Here is a 19,311-nt window from a genome sequence, read left to right as displayed (position 1 = left end):
CATGTCGGGGAAACAGCCGGTCGAGGTTCTGCTACGCCCAGCGGTGGAGCTATACACCGTCGCGGCGTGTGCAGGCGCCGCGTTTCTGTGCCTGGTGGCCCCATGGTCGCTCGCGCTGAGCCCGTCGATGGGCGTCGGCAGCGCGCTGGCTTTCGGCGCTTACGGCGCGATCCGCTATCGCGATGCCCGCGTGATCCTGCGCTACCGACGCAACATCCGCCGCCTGTCGCGCTACGTGATGACGAGCAAGGACGTGCCCGTCAGCCAGCAGCGGCTTTTCATCGGGCGCGGGTTCCTGTGGGAACAAAAACACACCCATAGGCTGATGCAGACGTACCGGCCGGAGTTCCGCCGATACGTCGAGCCGACGCCTGCCTACCGGCTGGCACGGCGACTGGAGGAGCGGCTGGAGTTCGCGCCGTTCCCGCTATCCCGGCTGTCCGCGCTCACGGGCTGGGATGCTCCTTTCAACCCGGTGCGTCCGCTGCCGCCTGTGGGCGGCCTGCCACGCCTGCACGGCATCGAACCGGACGAGGTGGACGTCAGCCTTCCGCTCGGCGAGCGTGTCGGGCACTCGCTGGTGCTGGGCACCACGCGCGTGGGCAAGACGCGACTGGCCGAGTTGTTCGTGACCCAGGACATCCGCCGCAAGAGCGCTGCCGGCGAGCACGAAGTCGTGATCGTCATCGACCCCAAAGGGGATGCGGACCTCTTGAAGCGCATGTATGTCGAGGCCAAGCGCGCCGGCCGTGAAGGCGAGTTTTACATCTTCCACTTGGGCTGGCCGGAGATCAGCGCCCGCTACAACGCGGTGGGCCGATTCGGTCGCATCTCGGAAGTCGCCACCCGTATCGCAGGGCAACTCTCCGGTGAAGGCAATAGCGCGGCCTTCAGGGAGTTCGCGTGGCGCTTCGTCAACATCATTGCTCGTGCCCTGGTGGAACTGGGACAGCGCCCGGACTACATGCTGATCCAGCGGCACGTCATCAACATCGACGCGCTGTTTATCGAGTACGCCCAGCACTACTTCGCCAAGACCGAGCCCAAGGCCTGGGAGGTGATCGTCCAGATCGAGGCCAAGCTCAACGAGAAGAACATCCCGCGCAACATGATCGGGCGAGAGAAGCGCGTGGTTGCGCTGGAGCAGTATCTCTCCCAGGCGCGCAACTACGACCCGGTGCTCGACGGACTGCGCTCGGCAGTTCGGTACGACAAGACCTACTTCGACAAGATCGTCGCGTCATTGCTGCCGTTGTTGGAAAAGCTAACCAGCGGCAAGATCGCGCAGCTCCTGGCACCGAACTATTCCGACCTGGCCGACCCGCGCCCGATCTTCGATTGGATGCAAGTCATCAGGAAGCGCGCCATCGTCTATGTGGGACTGGACGCGCTGTCCGACGCCGAGGTTGCCGCAGCGGTCGGCAACTCCATGTTCTCCGACCTGGTTTCGGTCGCGGGCCATATCTACAAGCACGGAATCGACGATGGCCTGCCAGACGCCTCGGCTGGCGCGCGCGTACCGATCAACGTCCATGCGGATGAATTCAATGAACTCATGGGTGACGAATTCGTGCCGCTTATCAACAAAGGCGGCGGCGCCGGGCTGCAAGTCACCGCGTACACGCAGACCCTCTCGGACATCGAGGCCCGCATCGGCAATCGCGCGAAAGCTGGCCAGGTGATCGGCAACTTCAACAACCTGTTCATGCTGCGCGTGCGCGAGACTGCCACTGCCGAACTGCTGACGCGGCAGTTGCCGAAGGTCGAGGTCTATACCACTACCATCGTCTCCGGGGCAACCGACAGTTCGGACATCCGCGGCGCGACGGATTTCACGTCGAACACCCAGGACCGCATCAGCATGTCCAGCGTGCCGATGATCGAGCCATCGCACGTAGTCGGCCTGCCAAAAGGCCAATGCTTCGCGCTGCTGCAGGGCGGCCAGCTTTGGAAGGTTCGCATGCCGCTGCCGCTACCAGACCCGGATGAAGTGATGCCGACGGACCTGCAACAACTGGCAGGGTACATGCGCCAGAGCTACAGCGAGGCTACGCAGTGGTGGGAGTTCACCAGTTCCCCGGCCTTGCAGGATGCGGCCTTGCCCGATGACCTGCTGGATGATGCTGCTCCAGCCGAGCCTGCTGCGGTGGCCACCGACACCGACCACAGTGGCGACGAGGCCGCGCCGTGAAGGACGCCGCCTCGACCGCGCAGCGGGAGCAGAATCAGCGCCAGGGCCTGATCGTCGGCACCATCACCTTGCCGTTTCGCTTGCTTGGAGTGCTGATCGGCTCGCTGCTGTTCTCGATCGTGGTGGAGTGCGTCGGCATGCACCTGTTCTGGAAGGACCAGGGCTGGCGCCATTCCCAGCAGATGTTGCAGTACGAGCTTGGGCATCTGTCCAACCACTTCACGCGCAGCGTGGTCGTGCAGGAGCCGGGGCGCACGGCGCACGAGTTGGTGGATACAGGCTACGAATGGGTGTTTGTTCGCTCCGGGCTGCTGGCGCGCATGAGCCAGACCGCCGAGCGCGTCCGCGCGCCCAGCCACGAGCAGGCGCGCAACTTCCGCTACTACATCAGCCAAGCCTATGTCTGGGCCGAGAGCTACCTGATCGCCGCGGCCTTCACGACGCTGACCTTCCTAGTGCGCCTGCTGGTCCTGGTGCTCACGCTGCCACTGATCTTCACGGCTGCTTTCGTCGGTCTGATTGACGGTCTGGTGCGACGTGACGTGCGCAGGTTCGGCGCGGGCCGCGAATCCGGGTTCATCTACCACCGCGCGAAAGCCAGCCTTATGCCCCTGGCCGTGCTGCCGTGGATCACGTACCTGGCACTGCCGATCTCGGTGCATCCATTGCTGATCCTGTTGCCGAGCGCCGCCTTGCTGGGACTGGCCGTGAGCCTGACTGCGGGCAGCTTCAAGAAGTACCTCTAGCCGATCAATCCGGTCATCCGCAGGTTCCTATTGTTTGCGGCCTGAAACAGCCCTGATCTCCACGATCTAGCCATTGCTGATCACACAGGAATGGCGCGATGTTGGCTCCGATCTGGCTGCGCGCCGCGCATCGCGGCGTGCCCACTTTTCTCGTGACGGCCCTTGTGTTGGGCCAGTCCTCGATGGCCTTGGCCGAGTCCCCAGCGCAGCGTCAGGAGCTGGTCGCAGCGCTGCGCCAACTCGACGCGCTGGAGCGCACGGTCGCCGACAGCGCCGCGCATGCCCCCATCCAGCCGGGCGAGCGCTACCACTTCGACTACCCGAGGCTGCTGGCTGACCTGGCGCGCGTGCGCGCCGGCATCCAGGCCCATCTCACACCGTCGCGCGCCCAGCCGCGCGACCCGTCCGAATTGGCCGGCGACTACCGCACGGAGCGGGTCGTCCCGCCATCACCGCCGACGACCGCGGAGGGCAAGCCATGAACGGCGCCCAGGTCTCGGCATTTCAAGCCAACAGCGGCATCGCACCTTCAGCGATGGCGACCGTCCTGGTCGGCGTCGTGTTCGCGGTCCTGCTCGTCTGGGGCGTCTGGGCCATGCGAACGGCCTACGTGGGGTGGTCCGAGAGCCGCCTCAACCAGCGCCAGTTCCTCGGCGTCTGCATCCGATTCGTCGCGATGTACCTCGTCCTGACTTTCTTCCTCCTCTCCTGACCTGAAAGGCATGACCATGCAAAACCGCATCCTCAATTCCCGTCTTGCCCAGCGCGCCGCCGTGGCCCTGGGCGCCGCTGCGCTGCCCGTGCTGTCGTTCGCGCAGGGTCTGCCGCAATTGGAGAACCCGACCCGCGGCACGGGCAACGGCATCATGGAAACGATCCGCAACTACGGCTACGACATCATCATGCTCGTAGCCCTGCTGGTGGTGGCGTCGATGTTCATCGGCGTGTGCTACCACGCTTACGGGACCTACGCGGAAATCCACACAGGCCGCAAGACGTGGGGCCAGTTCGGCCTCACGGTCGCCATCGGCGCCGTCCTGCTCGTGATCGGCATCTGGCTGCTCACCGAAGCCACCGGCATCCTGTAAGGCGAGGCCGGTATGTCTGAGCAGCAGCACGTCCGTGCGGACGGGACCGTGACGTTCCTTCCGCACCGGCTCAACCGCCACCCCGTTGTCGTGCGCGGCCTCACCGCCGACGAGCTGTGGATCTGCTGCGGCTTGTCCGGCGCCGCCGGCCTGCTGGTCGGCGCGCCGCTGTCGTGGGTGTTCCGCACGATCGCGCTAGCTCCCACGTTCGTCGTCCTGGGCGTGGCCTTGGGCGTGTTCATCGGCGGCGGCATTCTTCGCCGCCTCAAACGCGGGCGTCCCGACACCTGGCTGTATCGGCAACTGCAATGGCGCATTGCGACACGTCATCCACTGATGGCGGGTTGGGTGGGCGGCCATGTGCTGATCTCGCGTTCCGGCTTCTGGACCACCCGAAGGAGCGCGCGATGAGCCGCTTCAAGAACGAGATCACCCACCTGCAGGCGCACATCAAGACGCTTCGCCTGGGGGCTGGCGCCCTGGTCATCGTCGCCCTGGTCATGGGCGGCGGCTGGTGGAGCGCTCCGCGCGATCTGACCATCCACGTTCCGCCTGACCTGCGCTCCGGCAGTACCAGGAAGTGGTGGGAAGTGCCGCCCGAATCGGTCTATGCGTTCACGTTCTACGTGTTCCAGACGCTCAACCGCTGGCCGACGAATGGCGAAGAGGACTACGCGCGCAACCTCCACACGCTCTCGCCGTATCTCACCCCGTCCTGCCAGGCCTTCCTTCGCGCGGACTACGACTACCGCCGCAGCACGGGCGAGCTGCGCCAGCGCGTGCGCGGGATTTATGAAATCCCCGGCCGCGGCTACGGCGACGACCCTACGGCGCGCGTGCGCGTGGTCTCCGACCGCGACTGGGTGGTGACGCTGGACATCACCGCCGACGAGTACTACGGCGCCGAGCAAGTCAAGCGCGCTCTGGTGCGCTATCCAGTGAAGGTCACGCGGGTGGACGTCGATCCTGCCCGCAACCCGTTCGGCCTGGCGCTCGACTGCTATGAGGGCGCGCCCCAGCGCATCAGCACGCCGGAGCCAACGCGCCCGGCGTCTGGCGGCCTGTCTCCGCAAGCGCCCCAAGGAGAAACCCCATGAAGCATCCTGTACTCACGCTGCTGGGGCTGTTGGCCGTGGCCGCCGCTCCTGCTGTCCAGGCAGTGGAGATCCTGCGCTGGGAACGTATGCCGTTGGCGGTGCCGCTGAAGGTCGGCCACGAGCGCATCGTGTTCATCGACCGCAACGTCCGCGTGGGCGTACCTGCGGGCGTCGGCGAGCGCCTACGGGTGCAGAGCGCGGGCGGCGCGGTGTACCTGCGCGCCAGCGAGCCGATCGAGCCCACGCGGCTGCAATTGCAGGACGCCGACACGGGCGCGCTGATCCTGCTGGACATTGCGGCGGAGCCAGCCAAGGACGGCGAAGCCGAGCTGGAACCAGTGCGCATCGTCGAGGGCAACAGCACCCCGGCGCGCTATGGCGATCAGCCCGGCGATGACAACGAAGCTCCGGCGCGCGCCCAGGACCAGGCCGGCGCGCGAGCGGCGCGACGCGAGACCCCGGTGTCGGTTGTCCTGACGCGCTTTGCCGCACAGAACCTCTACGCGCCGCTACGCACCGTGGAGCCGCTGCCGAGCGTCATGCGGGTGAACCTGCGCCGTGACCTCGACCTCGGCACGCTGATGCCGACGCTGCCCGTGCGCGCGGTCGCGCTCGCGTCATGGCGTCTGGAAGACCAGTGGGTGACCGCCGTGCGCCTGACCAACAGCAGCAGCGGCTGGATCACCCTGGACCCGCGCGTGCTGCAAGGCGATTTCCTCACCGCCACCTTCCAACACGAGGCGCTTGGCCCGCGCGGGACGCCCGAGGACACGACCGTTCTGTACCTGGTGACGCGCGGGCGTGGCCTTGCGCAATCGCTGCTACCAGCGGTCAACCGCTTCGACCCGGCCGTGCATCTCCCGCAACCGGAAGCCGGTTCCCAGGATGGCACCGACCGCAAGGAGGTCCGCCATGCGCAGTAATGGACTCCTGAAGTGGCTGATGATCCCGGTTGCCGTGCTGGTGCTGTTCGTCGCCATCCGGCTGTTCTCGGGAGGCAGCACTTCGGCACCACCGACCGCGGATGCCGGCGCCAAGCTCACGCCAGCGGAAATGAAGGCGCTGGGCATCGAGGGCGATACCCCGCGCGACACCGTGGCGACGCTCGTTGCCCAAGTGAAGCAGTTGCGCACCGAGCTTCAGACCGCGCTCTCGGACAACAAATCCCAGCGCGAAGAAAACCAGCGACTGCGCCAGCGCGAGAACTCCATTGACCAGCGCATCAATTCGGCCCTCGACTCCGAGCGCACCAACCTGCGTCGCGACCAAGAGCAGGCAGCCAGCGCGCGTCAGCAGACCGAAGGGCTGCTGGCCGACCTGCAACGGCGCCTGGACAGTATCGGCGGACGTGGCGGCGGCCATGCCGACCTGCCGGTGGGTCTGGGGCTGCGTGACGGCGACGAGGCCGGCATGGAAGGCGGCGTGCGCTGGGTCGAACCCGACGATGCGAGGAAAGCCGAGGGGCGCAACAGCAGTCGTGGCACGGGTAGCGGCATGAGCTTCCCGACGAGCTTCGGCCCCGCGCAGAGCACGTTGGAAACCACGGCGGAAACCGTGGCGAACGCGGGCGCACGCGCCGCAGGCGTGAAGAGCGCCAAGGCGGTCTATACCGTACCGACCAATTCGACGCTGATGGGGTCGGTGGCGATGACGGCGCTGATCGGCCGCGTGCCGATCGACGGAACCGTCAACGATCCGTACCCCTTCAAGGTGTTGGTCGGATCGGACAACCTGACCGCCAATGGCATCGACATTCCCGACGTGGCCGGTGCCGTGTTCAGCGGCACCGCATCGGGCGACTGGACGCTCTCGTGCGTGCGCGGCCAGGTACGCAGCATCACCTTCGTCTTCCACGACGGCACGATCCGCACCATCCCCGAAGACCGCGACGGCAACCAGCAAAACAACCAGCAGCAGAACTCTCAAAGTGGAGGCCTGGGCTGGATCAGCGACCCATACGGCATTCCCTGCGTCAGCGGGGAGCGGCGCAGCAACGCCCAGCAGTACCTTGGCTCGCAAGCCCTGATTACCGCCGCCGGTGCCGGCGTCGCCTCGCTGATCGACAGCGACAGCGGCCAGATGTCCTACGTCGGCGCCGACGGCTCCATCGGCAGCGTCGGTATCTCGGGCAATGAAGCCGTGGGCCGCATCCTGGCCGGTGGCGTGCGCGACATGGCCGACTGGGTGAACAAGCTGTACGGCCAGGCGTTCGCCGCTGTCTATGTCCAGCCCGGCGCGAAGGTCGCCGTCCACCTCGAAAAGCCGCTCGCCATCGACTTCGATCCCGAAGGCCGCAAGGTCGATCACCGCGCAGGAGAAAGCCATGCTCTCGAACTTGAATAAGGCCCTGGCGCTGGCCCTCGCCGTCGCGGTGCTCGGCGGCTGTGCCACCAGCAAGGAAAAGCTGCTCCCCCACGGCGACAGCACGATGATGGACATCTGGCAGCAGAACGCCGGTGACGGGGGTGGTGGCGCCGGCCAGGTGGCGCGCAGGCAATTGCTCGATGCACGCCAGAGCCTGCGCCGGACGCTGACCGAGGCCGACGTGGAGGCCGCGCCCACCGAGCAGATGCGCTACACGCGCACGGCGCGCAACGAGGTCTATCGCCAGTTCCACCGCCTGCCGAACCCCGATCTTGTCATGTATGTGTACCCGCACCTGGCGGGCACCGATCCCGTGCCGGTTCCGGGCTACACGACGGTCTTTCCCCTGTACCAGCGTGTGCAGTACGCCATGCCGGGCGAGCGCGTGGAGGACTACTGATGCGCTGGAAACTCCCCTGGCCGAAGCTGGCTGCATCCGATGGTGGCAATGACGAGCAGCCGGACGGCTGGCAGCGCCACGTCGAGGCGTTGCGCCAGGCCGGCATTGCCGAACCCGGAGCGACGGTCCAGGGCCGCAGGCCGGCGACCGTGGCGGACGAGCAGGCGATGTACGACGTTGCGCAGTCATTCGCGGAGCTGCTGCCGTGGGTGGAGTTCCTGCCGCCGTCGAAGTCCATGCTGCTGGAGGACGGGCAATCGGTCGCGGCCTTCTACGAACTGGTCCCGCTAGGCACCGAAGGTCGGGAACCGGGCTGGCTCGCTCATGCCCGCGATGCGCTCGAAAACGCGCTCCAGGACTCGTTCGATGAGCTGGATGAGAACCCGTGGGTGCTCCAGCTCTATGCACAGGACGAGCCCAGCTTCGACCAGTACATGCAGACGCTACGCGACTACGTGCAGCCGCGCGCCCGCAGCACGGCCTTCACCGAGTTCTACCTCCGCTTCTTTGGCCACCACCTGCGCGCGGTGGCCAAGCCCGGCGGACTGTTCGAGGATACGGTGGTCACGCGGTTGCGCTGGCGCGGCCAGACGCGGCGCGTGCGCATGGTGGTCTATCGCCGGGCCGCCGGGCAGGCGAACCGCCGCGGCCAGACACCCGAGCAAATGCTGAACATCGTCTGCGATCGCCTCTGCGGCGGCTTGGCGAACGCCGGCATCCAGGCCCGGCGCATGGTCGCGGCCGATGTTCACGACTGGCTGCTGCGTTGGTTCAACCCACGCCCCACGATGCTCGGGCCCGGCGCTGAGGAGCGAGAGCGCTTCTATGCGCTGGCCCGCTATCCCGACGAGGTGGAGGAAGGTGAGATTGAGCTGGCGAGTGGTCGGGACTTCAGTCAACGGCTGTTCTTCGGTCAGCCTCGCTCCGATGCCGAGCACGGCACCTGGTACTTTGACGGTATGCCGCATCGCGTACTGGTCACCGACCGGCTACGCATGCCGCCCGGTACGGGGCACCTGACCGGCGAAACCCGCAAGGGGGACGCTATCAACACGCTTTTCGATCAGATGCCCGAAGACACCACGATGTGTCTGACCATGGTGGCGACGCCCCAGGACATCCTCGAATCGCACCTGAATCACCTGGCGAAGAAGGCTGTCGGCGAAACACTGGCATCGGAACAAACGCTCAAGGATGTGCAGGAGGCACGCTCGCTCATCGGCAGCGCGCACAAGCTCTACCGCGGCACGCTGGCCTTCTATCTGCGCGGACGCGATGAAGCCGAACTTGACAGGCGCGGTCTGGACCTCGCCAACGTGATGCTCAACGCGGGGTTGCAGCCTGTGCGCGAGGACGATGAAGTCGCGCCGCTCAACAGCTACCTGCGCTGGCTACCGTGCTGCTACAACCCTGCGCAAGATCGACGGAACTGGTTCACCCAACTGATGTTCGCCCAGCATGTGGCGAATCTCTCGCCGGCGTGGGGTCGCAGCCAGGGTACGGGTCATCCGGGCAACACGTTCTTCAACCGCGGCGGCGGGCCGATCACGTTTGATCCACTGAACCGCTTGGACAGGCAGATGAACGCCCATCTGTTCCTGTTCGGCCCCACCGGCTCGGGCAAGAGCGCAACGCTCAACAACCTCTTGAACCAGGTCACGGCCATCTACCGGCCGCGGCTGTTCATCGTGGAAGCCGGCAACAGCTTTGGCTTGTTCAGCGACTTCGCAAAGCGCCTGGGTCTGACCGTGAACCGGGTCAAGCTGGCTCCTGGCTCGGGCATCAGCCTGGCGCCGTTCGCCGACGCTCGCCGGCTGATCGAAACGCCCAGCAACGTGCAGACGCTTGATGCCGATGCACTGGATGAAGAATTGCCAGCCGATTCCTCGGTCATGGAGGAGGACGAGCAGCGCGACGTGCTGGGTGAACTGGAGATCACGGCACGGCTGATGATCACAGGCGGCGAGGACAAGGAAGAAGCCCGGATGACGCGGGCCGATCGCTCGCTGATCCGCCAGTGCATCCTCGATGCCGCCGAGCACTGCGTGGCCGAGAAACGCACGGTGCTCACGCGCGACGTGCGCAACGCGCTGCGCACGCGCGGCCAGGACCCGACGCTGCCCGAGATGCGGCGCGTGCGGCTGCTGGAGATGGCGGACGCGATGGACATGTTCTGCCAAGGCACGGACGGCGAGATGTTCGATCGCGATGGCACGCCGTGGCCCGAGGCCGACATCACGCTGGTGGATCTCGCGACCTATGCCCGGGAGGGCTACAACGCGCAGCTCTCCATCGCCTACATCAGCCTGATCAGCACGGTGAACAACATCGCCGAGCGCGACCAGTACCTGGGCCGTCCGATCATCAATGTGACCGACGAAGGCCACATCATCACGAAGAACCCGCTGCTTGCGCCCTACGTTGTAAAAATTACAAAAATGTGGCGCAAGCTAGGGGCCTGGTTCTGGCTGGCTACACAAAATATCGACGATCTGCCGCGTGCCGCGGAGCCCATGCTCAACATGATTGAGTGGTGGATCTGCCTGTCGATGCCGCCCGATGAGGTCGAGAAGATTGCACGCTTCCGCGAACTCTCGCCCGCGCAGAAAGCGCTGATGCTCTCGGCGCGCAAAGAAGCGGGCAAGTTCACCGAGGGCGTCATCCTTTCCAAGAGCATGGAAGTGCTGTTCCGCGCCGTGCCGCCCAGCCTGTACTTGGCGTTGGCGCAGACCGAACCCGAAGAGAAGGCCGAGCGCTACCAGCTCATGCAGCACTACGGCTGCACCGAACTGGAAGCGGCCTTCAAGGTGGCCGAGAAGATCGACCAGGCGCGCGGCATCGAGTCGCCGGCCTTGGAACTGTCGTAAGACGGAGAACGCCATGGAACAGAAACGTCCTTCCATTCCGATGCAGGTCCAGGCGTTCCGCCGCCGCAACGGGCGGCCCCGCTGGCCCTGGGCATTGGCTGCTGTGCTGGTCGCGCTGCTGCTGATCTGGCTTGTGTCAAGGTCGCCCGGCGAATCCCCGCCGCAGCCGCCCACGCCGGTCAGCATGGCACCGGTGGCCGGGCCGCCCTGGCTAATGGGCAACCCCAAAGGCCGTTTCACGCTGACGCTCTATGCCGACCTGGAGTGCCCGTTCTGCCGGGAGTATTTCCCGCAGCTCAAGCGGTGGATCGGCAACAACACCGACGTGGCGCTGCAATGGCACCACCAGCCGCTGGCCGAGCACGAGCCGGCCGCGTCAGCCGAGGCACGCCTAGTGGAATGCGCTGCCGAAGCAGGTGGGCATGTCGCGTTCTGGCAGGCGATCGAATGGGTCTATGCCCACACGCGCAGCGGCGGCCAGGGCTTGCCCGATGGCTTGCGGTACCCCGAATCGACGCCAGCCAGCGAGCAGTGCATGGCAAGCGAAAGGCCCAGTGCGGCTATCCGCGCCCAGGCTGCGGAAGCCACCAAGAGCGGCGTAACCGCCACGCCGTCGCTGCGCCTGCTCGATCGCCAAACGGGCCAGGCCATCCTGCTGCAGGGGCCGATCGAGGGCGATGCCTTGCTGTCAGCCATGGACATGCTGGCGGCTGAGGGTCCGACCAGCACACCCACATCCGAAATGCCTGCCGACGTCGTCGGCGACATGCCCAGGTAGCCCCGGTCTTCAAGGCTACGGCGCAGTCCTCTGCGCTGACCGCGACTCGTTCGCCTTGCATCCTGGCCGCGAACGGTCACCGCAATCGCGGTGATGGATGCATCTTTTCATTCTCATCCCCAGGAGGGCTTGCCCTCGGGGGCGCGCGCCCTCCGATCTCACCGTCTGGAGGTTCGCCATGTCTTTCGCCATCAATGACTCCTGTGTGGAGTCGCTTTCCGCCGTAGCTGCCCAGCACGAAGACTGGATCATCCAGCAGGCCATCGTGCTGCTGGAAAAACGGATCTTCAAAGCTGGACCATGCCTCAGCCAGCCGGCCGCCGTGCGGGACTATCTGCGCGTGAAACTGGTCGCTGAACCCAACGAGATATTCGCCGCTGTGTTCCTGGATAGCATGCACCAGGTGCTGGCCTACGAGCCATTGTTCAGGGGCACGATCAACTCGACTTCTGTTTATCCACGTGTCGTCGTACAGCGTGTGCTGGAGTTGAACGCCGCCGCGGTGATCTTCGCGCACCAGCACCCCTCGGGCATCTCCGAGCCGTCGAGCGCGGATCGTGTGCTGACCCAGCAACTGCAGGCCGCGCTGGCGCTCATCGATGTACGGGTACTGGATCACATCATCGTAGGCCAAGGTTCCCCGTTCTCCTTTGCGGAGTCAGGCCTGCTGTAACGGTCGCATTGCTTCATTGATCCTCGCGGAGGCTTCGGCCTCCGTTTTTTTATGGCCCGGGACAAGCAGGTATGCGGGCAGCCCGCGATGCGCATTGTTTGTTGGGGTGGCATCGGGTTCGCGTTTGACTATGGCCCTGATCAACTTTCGGGGCACGCGACATGCCGGCATCCTTTTCCACGTTCGCGTCGGGCTGGCGAACCCTTGGTCTCGTCGTGGCGCTGCCGGCGTCCCTGGCCGTGTTCAGCCCCGTCACCTTCGCAGCCGACGTACTGGTCGTCACCGACAGCCACCACCCGGTCAAGACCATGGGCGGCGAGCGGCTGATCGAGCTGGACGAAGCCCGCCGGATTGAAGCGGAGCTTTCTGCGGAACTGCCCGCCGCCCCCGAACAGGCGGCGGCCACCGTCAAGCGTCGGCTGAACCAAGGCGGCGCCGACCTACAGCGCCGCATCGCTTCCGCATACCAGGGCGTCACCGACGCATGGAGCCTGGGCATCACCAGCATCCCGGCTGTCGTGGTGGATCAGCGCTACGTGGTCTATGGCGAGCCGGATGTGGCCCGCGCTGTCGCGCGCATCGAGCAGCGTCGGAGGACCCAGCCATGACGAGGCCATTCGACCTTATGCGCCGCATGCGGGCTGGCGTGGCTTCCTTGCTGCTGCTCAGCGCCACGGGTAGCTACGCCTTGAACACCACCGCCATCGTTGCCTCGGTGGCCTCGCCCGATTGCTTGGAGTACCGGGTGGTGGGTATCTGCTACTGGCTCTACTGCACCTGGGGAGGCTGCACGGTGCGCACCTCTGTCAAGGTGCGCCACTACATCCCCGATGCGGTCGTCTCCAGCTACAGCAACACGGGCGAGAACCCGTGGGTCGAAGTCCGGGCGATGAGTACGGCCAACCCGTCCGCCCAAGCGGGCGGCGATGGAACGACGAACGAGGATCACGAAAACAATCTCGCGAAATTCAAGAACGCCGACGTGATCGGCCATCCCGGCGTCGAGGTGTTCAACCAGTTTGTTTCGTCCTCGGGCTACTTCTGCGAGGGCGCGGGAACGGCATTCATGCCGTATCTGCTCAGCACCTTGGACACGCTTGCCTGGCGCTACAACGTGCCCGAGATGGCCTACCCGGAGGCATTGATTCCCGGCATGCGCGAGGTCGGCGCACGCACCACGATGAACCTTTGGGGCAACGTGTATCCCCGCGGCGGCTTCCTGCACCAGACCGACGACCACAAATCGGGAGCCGTGGTGGCCCAGCGTGCGGGCGATGTCGTCACGCGCCGCGGGCAGTTGCACGTGTACCAGCCGCTGCTTGCCAATGCCCGCGATGGCTACTGGCCCGCCAGCGCGCTGATGGAGGGTGATGCCTCGACTGGCAAGTGGCAGGAACTCACGCCCGTCCTGTCCTCGTCCTGCACGGTTTTCCCACGCACCGGCTTCCTGACTCAGGCCCAGCAAGGCGACTACGCCTGGGCGCTGTGGCGGCCGTATGCCTGCTGCGAACGCCGTGGACAGGTGTTCCTTGGCAGCGTTGATTTCCTTTGAGGTGCCGCGATGAAGCGTTCCGACTCTATGCAGTTCTCCCCACCGGCTCGTGGCAAGAGGATCTGTTTGGCGCTTACCGGCGCGTTGGTTCTGGCAAGCGGCGTGGCCTGGGGCCAACTGGGCTACCAGACCAGCGGCAACGTCATCGGCGATGACGTCATGTACTCCATCGGCGGCGGCAGCGCCGTTTCGATGGGCCGCGCAGCCGGCATGCGCTCGCTCGGCGTGGGTGTCGGCTGGAACAGCAATCTGATCTGCGGCGACATGAGCATCCAGACCACGTTGAAGAATCAACTCAACGGTGTCACCAATGGCTTTCAGCAGATCATGTCCTCGGTGATCCAGAGTGCTACGAGTGCTGTGGCGTCCCTGCCGGCGTTGATCATCCAGCGTGCAGATCCAGGCCTCTACAACCTGCTCACCAACGGCGTTCTGCAAGCGCGGCTGGATTTCGACCGCTCGAAGCTGACGTGCCGCGCCATGGCCGAAAAGATGGCCGAAACGGCTGGCGGCCAACTCGGCTGGAGCCAGATGGCAGAGGGGTTGGCGCTGCGTGACGCTGTTTCGAGCACGGATGCCGTCTCGGCCATCGAGCAGGCCGAGACGCGCCGTGGCAACGATGGCGTGCCCTGGGTCGGGGGAAGCAATGCCGGCGGCTCCGGTCAGCCCGCGATCAAGGTGGTCGGTGACGTCACCCGCGCGGGCTACAACCTGGTCAATGGCCGCGGGGTGACCGACACGTCGGCAATCGCTCCGGCCAGTTGCACGAGCCTGTCGTGCCAAACCTGGACCACGCCGCAGGCGGCCATCGAGTGGGCAACACGGGTGCTCGGCGAGAAGGAGCAGCGCACCTGCGACGCCTGCACCAAGACGGAGACGGTGCCCGGCGTCGGGCTGACGCCCCTGATCCAGGAGGAGTACGACGCCAAGCTGCAGGCGCTCCAGGACCTGGTCTCCAAGGCGAAGAACACGACGCCCGAAAACCTGCGGGAGGCCGGCAGCGCGTCGCTGCCCATCACGCGCGGCGTGGTCGAGGCACTGCGCGACGAACCGGACCAGCACCTGCTGTCGCAGCGCCTGGCGTCCGAGGTTGCGCTGGCGTCGGTGCTGGAGAAGGCGCTACTGCTGCAACGCACGCTGCTGACCGGCAAGAAGGAGCCCAACGTGGCGGCCAACCAGCTCGCCGTGGAGGCGGTGAACCACGAGAGCGACACGCTCGATCGCGAGATTCGCAACCTCAAGACCGAGCTGGAGCTGCGCCGGGAGCTGGCGAACAACTCGCCCATGGCGATCATCCAGCGCCACGGCACGCGCGCGGCGGGCTCGCGTGGCATCTACGAAGGCGATCCGGTGCCTGACCGCCTCGATCAGTTGCAGAAGGGCAATCCGGGAGGCCGGCCATGAGCCTGATGCGTGCGGCCTGGCTGCGCCCGCGCTGGCTGTTCAACCGGCGCGCAGCGAAGGCGCTGCTGTGGACGATGGTACTCGCGGCCGTCGCCGTGGGTGCCAACATCGTTGGCATCTACCTCGTCGGAAGTGTCGCGGGCTGGGAGCGTTGGCTGGCGGCAGCAGCGGGCTACTTCCTGGTCTGGCGGCTGTGCCTGTATGGCGCGACGGCCTACGGCTGGGTCTGGATGCGTCGCCGGCTGCTTGCGCGTGAGGACGACGCGCAAGCGCGGCGCCGCCTGGTACGCAGCGAGATCGCCGGCGTCGTTGCCATCGTGGCGCTTGAAGCCAGCCTGTTGATGCAGGGCTGAGGGGAGGTCCGAGCCATGACGCTTTTCACAACCGACTACCTGGAGTACTACCTGACCTTGGTGTCCTGGATCGTCAACAACGGCATCTGGGCGGTACTGGTATCCAGCGGGGTATTCGCACTGCCCTTCGTGGCGATCATCGTGCAGGAATGGCTTAAGGCCCGTGCGGAAGGTGCCGACGAAGGCAACAAGGGCGTGCTCTCGGCCGCACGCATCGAGAACCGGGTGTTCGTCGCCATCGTGGTGGTGATGTTCGCCGGCATCCCCTTCATCGACGTGGACCTCAACACAATTCAGTACGACAGCTCGCGCTCGGCCCAGTGCCAGGTCAACGTGCCGCAGCCCACGGATACCGGCTGGTCCCAGTCCTTCAGCACCATCAACAACCAGAGTGCCAAGGTGCCGGTCTGGTGGGCCTTCATGCACGCGCTCTCGCGCGCCGTCACCAGCGCCTCGGTGGCGGCAATCCCGTGCGGGACAGACCTGCGACAGATGCGCATGGAGATCGACGCTACCCGCATCAATGACCCGGTTCTGGCTCAGGAAGTGGCCGATTTCACACACGACTGCTACGGACCTGCACGCGCTAAATTGTTCATGGCGCGGCCGGAGCTGGACGACGCTCAAATGAACGACGTGACCTGGATCGGTTCGAGGTTTTTCACGGATACCGGCGGCTACTACGACAGCTACCGTTCCAGCACGGCGCGCGAGTCATGGCCCTATGACGACACCCGCGACGCAGGGCTTGCGCAGGTGGCCAGTGGCGGCGGCTACCCGACCTGCAGGCAGTGGTGGGCCGATGGCAGCAACGGCCTGCGGGCACGGCTGCTGGGCCAGGTGGACCCCAGCCTGTTGAATCGCTTGGCGGGCTGGGCCGGGTTCCTGAGCCGTACCGAGGTGGACGATTCGGTGGTCCGTACCATCGCGTCACCGCGACAGCAGAAGCTCAACCAGGGTTCGGTCTATACCGACTACGGCGGCCAGATCGACAAGACCCTGCCGAACATCGTGACGCGGGCCACGGGGGATGTAGGAATGGCGGTCGGGGCACTTGCCGCATTTCCCGCCATGGACGTGGTGCGCCAGGCGCTGCCCATGGTGCTTGCCTTGCTCAAGATGGCACTGGTCATCTGCATCCCGCTCGTACTGGTCGTCGGAACCTATGACCTGAAGACGGTCGTCACCGTCAGCGTCGTGCAATTCGCGCTGTTCTTCACCGATTTCTGGTTCCAACTCGCACGCTGGATCGACAGCACCATCCTCGATGCGCTCTATGGGTGGGGCTTCGGCTGGAACCGGCCACACACTAACTTCGATCCGCTGGTGGGGTTGAACAATGCCTTTGGCGACCTGCTCCTGATGTTCGTCATGGGCACGATGTTCCTGGTCTTGCCGGGCTTTTGGCTTGCGAGCCTTACCTGGGTTGGGATTCGGGCCGGGCACGTCATCCAGGGGCTTTCAGATGGCAGCAAGAGCGCCGGCCAAGCAGGCGGTAAGGGCGCTGGGGCCCTTACCGGAGGTAAGCTGAAGTAGGGGTCGTTTGCGGGAGGGGGCGGAATCCTACGCTAAGGCTTTGGCCAGCGATATTCTCCGGTGAGATTGATGTGTTCCCATCCGAGCGGCGAAACATGGGCCAAGAGATCGGGCGATAGCAGCTTTCCATCGCGTTTCTGGTTTGCAACGACCTCGCCGAGCTTCATGGTGTTCCAGAAGATGATGATGGCGGCGAGCAGATTCATGCCGGCGATGCGGTAATGCTGGCCTTCGGCGGAACGGTCGCGGATTTCACCGCGGCGGTGGAAGCTGATTGCCCGCTTCAGCGCATGATGAGCTTCGCCTTTGTTGAGCCCGATCTGGGCACGCCGTTGGAGTTCGGCATCCAGAATCCAGTCGATCATGAACAGGGTGCGCTCGACGCGACCGACTTCCCGCAGGGCTGTCGCGAGCTCGTTCTGCCGCGGATAGGAGGCGAGTTTCCGCAGAATCTGGCTTGGCGCGACGGTCCCGGCAGCAATGGTGGCGGCGATGCGCAGGATGTCGGGCCAATTGCGCTCGATCATGGCTTGGTTGACCTTTCCGCCGATCAACGCTCGCAGGTGCGCCGGGGCGGCCGACGGATTGAACGCGTAGAGCCGTTTGGATGGCAGGTCGCGGATGCGCGGAGCGAACCGGTAGCCGAGAATGGCACATGCGGCAAAGACGTGATCGGTGAAGCCGCCCGTGTCGGTGAACTGCTCGCGGATATGGCGTCCAGCATCGTTCATCAGCAGGCCATCGAGGATGTAAGGCGCTTCGCTTGCCGTTGCAGGAATCACCTGGGTTGCGAACGGCGCATATTGGTCGGAGACGTGGCTATAGGCTTTCAGGCCCGGGGTATTGCCATATTTCGCGTTGACCAGGTTCATGGCCTCACCTTGCTCTGTAGCGACGAAGAACTGTCCGTCGCTCGAAGCCGACGTGCCCATGCCCCAGAACCGGGCCATGGGTAACGCTGCCTGTGCCTCGACCACCATGGCCAGCGCCCGGTCATAGGCTTCGCCCTCGACATGCCACCGTCCAATGCGGATCAATTCCCAGAAGGTGTGGGTGTTTGTCGCATCCGCCATTTTGCGCAAGCCGAGGTTGATCCCTTCCGCCAAGATAACGTTCATTAGCCCGATCCGGTCAGCGCAGGGTGCTCCTGTGCGCAGATGGGTGAACGCTTCGGTGAAGCCGGTCGCCGCATCCACCTCCAGCAGGAGATCGGTGATGCGCGTGGGCGGGATCTGCTTGTAGAGATCGAGCACCAGATCTTCGGCGCCTGTCGGCGCGGCGGCTTCGAGTTTCTCGATATGCAGAACGCCGTTTTCAATCGACCCGCCCGGGATCGTGCCTGCGCGAGCGGCACGGCCAAGCTCGCGCAACCGCATGTCGAGGCGAGCTTGCCGGTCTGCCAGCCATTCCTCCGGCCGCAATGGCACAGCGAGACGACCGCCTTCCGCGATGGATTGTGCCGGAACGAGTGCGTGTTTCAGATCGCCATAGCGCCGGGACCTAGTAAGCCAGACATCTCCGGAGCGGAACGCATCGCGCAGATGGAACAGCACCGCGATCTCCCATAGGCGAGCGTCGCCAGCCCTCTGGGCCCGAAGGTGGCGATGCCATTTCGAGCTGGGCCGCAAGAAGCTGGTCATCGCGGCATCGTTCAAACCGGTACGAAGGGCCGTCACCGCTTCCAGAAGCGGCAGTGCAACGGGCGCAGCTCGCAGATCGAGCAGGCGCAACATGCGTGGAGCGTATCGGCGGAAGCGGTGATAACCGTCGAGCACATGATTGAGCGGATCGTCGGCCATGGTGGCGGTCAGCCTGGTTGCCATTGCAACAAGGGTTTTTAAGCCGTCCCACCCTGACCCACTCGCGATGACATCGCCCAGCGGCTGGCCATCATCCTGTGCATCGACCAGGGCGCCCCCGATCTCGGCGAAGGATTTCAGGGTGTCACGCACCACCCCCGCTTCGTCTGCGACCTTTGCATGGCAAATACGCTCCGAAGCACGGTAGAGACGGCCGACGATCCGGTCGTGGGTTTCGACCACTGCGTCGGCCAACATCGCCTGCCATTCCGAGACGCAAACAGCCAAGATCGCAAGCCGCCTGTCCTCCGGGAGATCGCGCATGCCGTCGGCATAATACCGTTCACCCTGCCTGCGCAGACGAGTCACCCGATGGGCAGGAACGCCGGCAAGCAGATCCTCGGGGAGATCGATGCGTTGCAGATATTCGGGCTCTGTTGCAAAGATTGGCGGCAGTCAGAGG

18 protein-coding genes and 1 pseudogene are annotated in these 19,311 nt (G+C 65.2%); 18 read left to right on the top strand and 1 reads right to left on the bottom strand.

Annotated features, from left to right (window positions below; genetic code table 11):
- The first annotated feature begins 1 nt into the window (after position 1).
- The 18 genes from traD to LY284_RS01775 all read left to right on the top strand — a co-directional run bounded on the left by traD (position 2) and on the right by LY284_RS01775 (position 17,049).
- Complete coding sequence (traD, locus tag LY284_RS01860) at positions 2 to 2,191, top strand: type IV conjugative transfer system coupling protein TraD (protein WP_023103909.1); 2,190 nt, start codon at positions 2 to 4, stop codon at positions 2,189 to 2,191.
- Positions 2,188 to 2,937 carry a TIGR03747 family integrating conjugative element membrane protein gene (locus LY284_RS01855; RefSeq protein ID WP_023103908.1) on the top strand — a complete coding sequence of 250 codons (750 nt, stop codon included), beginning with the start codon at positions 2,188 to 2,190 and terminating at the stop codon, positions 2,935 to 2,937. The genes traD and LY284_RS01855 overlap by 4 nt, the downstream gene beginning before the upstream one ends.
- 98 nt (positions 2,938 to 3,035) lie before the next feature.
- Complete coding sequence (locus tag LY284_RS01850) at positions 3,036 to 3,419, top strand: RAQPRD family integrative conjugative element protein (RefSeq protein ID WP_023465080.1); 384 nt, start codon at positions 3,036 to 3,038, stop codon at positions 3,417 to 3,419.
- Positions 3,416 to 3,649, top strand: coding sequence for a TIGR03758 family integrating conjugative element protein (locus LY284_RS01845; RefSeq protein WP_009459672.1), 234 nt, complete (start codon positions 3,416 to 3,418; stop codon positions 3,647 to 3,649). The genes LY284_RS01850 and LY284_RS01845 overlap by 4 nt, the downstream gene beginning before the upstream one ends.
- Positions 3,650 to 3,665: 16 nt before the next feature.
- Positions 3,666 to 4,025, top strand: coding sequence for a TIGR03745 family integrating conjugative element membrane protein (locus LY284_RS01840; RefSeq protein WP_023103906.1), 360 nt, complete (start codon positions 3,666 to 3,668; stop codon positions 4,023 to 4,025).
- 12 nt (positions 4,026 to 4,037) lie between these two features.
- The gene (locus tag LY284_RS01835; RefSeq protein WP_023103905.1) at positions 4,038 to 4,436 is read left to right on the top strand and encodes a TIGR03750 family conjugal transfer protein; all 399 of its coding nucleotides are present in this window, start codon (positions 4,038 to 4,040) and stop codon (positions 4,434 to 4,436) included.
- Positions 4,433 to 5,122 (top strand): PFL_4703 family integrating conjugative element protein, encoded by a 690-nt coding sequence (locus LY284_RS01830; protein WP_023835765.1) that lies wholly within the window; start codon positions 4,433 to 4,435, stop codon positions 5,120 to 5,122. Before LY284_RS01835 ends, LY284_RS01830 begins: the two co-directional genes overlap by 4 nt.
- Positions 5,119 to 6,045 carry a TIGR03749 family integrating conjugative element protein gene (locus LY284_RS01825; protein ID WP_023103903.1) on the top strand — a complete coding sequence of 309 codons (927 nt, stop codon included), beginning with the start codon at positions 5,119 to 5,121 and terminating at the stop codon, positions 6,043 to 6,045. Before LY284_RS01830 ends, LY284_RS01825 begins: the two co-directional genes overlap by 4 nt.
- Positions 6,035 to 7,465: a TIGR03752 family integrating conjugative element protein gene (locus tag LY284_RS01820; protein ID WP_017515583.1), complete on the top strand. Its 1,431-nt coding sequence runs from the start codon at positions 6,035 to 6,037 to the stop codon at positions 7,463 to 7,465. Before LY284_RS01825 ends, LY284_RS01820 begins: the two co-directional genes overlap by 11 nt.
- Complete coding sequence (locus LY284_RS01815; protein WP_023103901.1) at positions 7,446 to 7,886, top strand: TIGR03751 family conjugal transfer lipoprotein; 441 nt, start codon at positions 7,446 to 7,448, stop codon at positions 7,884 to 7,886. Before LY284_RS01820 ends, LY284_RS01815 begins: the two co-directional genes overlap by 20 nt.
- Complete coding sequence (locus tag LY284_RS01810) at positions 7,886 to 10,753, top strand: conjugative transfer ATPase (protein ID WP_023103900.1); 2,868 nt, start codon at positions 7,886 to 7,888, stop codon at positions 10,751 to 10,753. Before LY284_RS01815 ends, LY284_RS01810 begins: the two co-directional genes overlap by 1 nt.
- 13 nt (positions 10,754 to 10,766) lie before the next feature.
- Entirely contained in the window at positions 10,767 to 11,531 is a 765-nt protein-coding gene (locus LY284_RS01805; protein WP_028690954.1) for a DsbA family protein, read from the top strand.
- Positions 11,532 to 11,709: 178 nt separating this feature from the next.
- The gene (radC, locus tag LY284_RS01800; protein WP_023103898.1) at positions 11,710 to 12,204 is read left to right on the top strand and encodes a DNA repair protein RadC; all 495 of its coding nucleotides are present in this window, start codon (positions 11,710 to 11,712) and stop codon (positions 12,202 to 12,204) included.
- A gap of 161 nt (positions 12,205 to 12,365) precedes the next feature.
- Entirely contained in the window at positions 12,366 to 12,812 is a 447-nt protein-coding gene (locus LY284_RS01795; protein WP_017514119.1) for a TIGR03757 family integrating conjugative element protein, read from the top strand.
- The gene (locus tag LY284_RS01790; RefSeq protein WP_023103897.1) at positions 12,809 to 13,756 is read left to right on the top strand and encodes a TIGR03756 family integrating conjugative element protein; all 948 of its coding nucleotides are present in this window, start codon (positions 12,809 to 12,811) and stop codon (positions 13,754 to 13,756) included. Before LY284_RS01795 ends, LY284_RS01790 begins: the two co-directional genes overlap by 4 nt.
- 9 nt (positions 13,757 to 13,765) lie before the next feature.
- The gene (locus LY284_RS01785) at positions 13,766 to 15,160 is read left to right on the top strand and encodes an integrating conjugative element protein (RefSeq protein ID WP_023103896.1); all 1,395 of its coding nucleotides are present in this window, start codon (positions 13,766 to 13,768) and stop codon (positions 15,158 to 15,160) included.
- A complete protein-coding gene (locus LY284_RS01780; protein ID WP_017516006.1) occupies positions 15,157 to 15,513 on the top strand; it encodes a hypothetical protein in 357 nt (118 codons plus the stop codon). The genes LY284_RS01785 and LY284_RS01780 overlap by 4 nt, the downstream gene beginning before the upstream one ends.
- A 15-nt stretch (positions 15,514 to 15,528) precedes the next feature.
- The gene (locus tag LY284_RS01775) at positions 15,529 to 17,049 is read left to right on the top strand and encodes a conjugal transfer protein TraG N-terminal domain-containing protein (protein WP_028698647.1); all 1,521 of its coding nucleotides are present in this window, start codon (positions 15,529 to 15,531) and stop codon (positions 17,047 to 17,049) included.
- Positions 17,050 to 17,081: 32 nt separating this feature from the next.
- On the opposite strand, the pseudogene LY284_RS01770 reads toward LY284_RS01775, so the two are convergent.
- Positions 17,082 to 19,277, bottom strand: a pseudogene (locus tag LY284_RS01770) (Tn3 family transposase); the annotation flags it as partial.
- Positions 19,278 to 19,311 lie beyond the last annotated feature (34 nt).

Origin of the sequence: Caballeronia sp. PC1, from assembly GCF_021353155.1 — a bacterium.
GTDB classification, from domain to species: Bacteria; Pseudomonadota; Gammaproteobacteria; order Burkholderiales; family Burkholderiaceae; genus Caballeronia; species Caballeronia cordobensis.
This window is presented reverse-complemented; position numbering and strand designations above follow the sequence as displayed.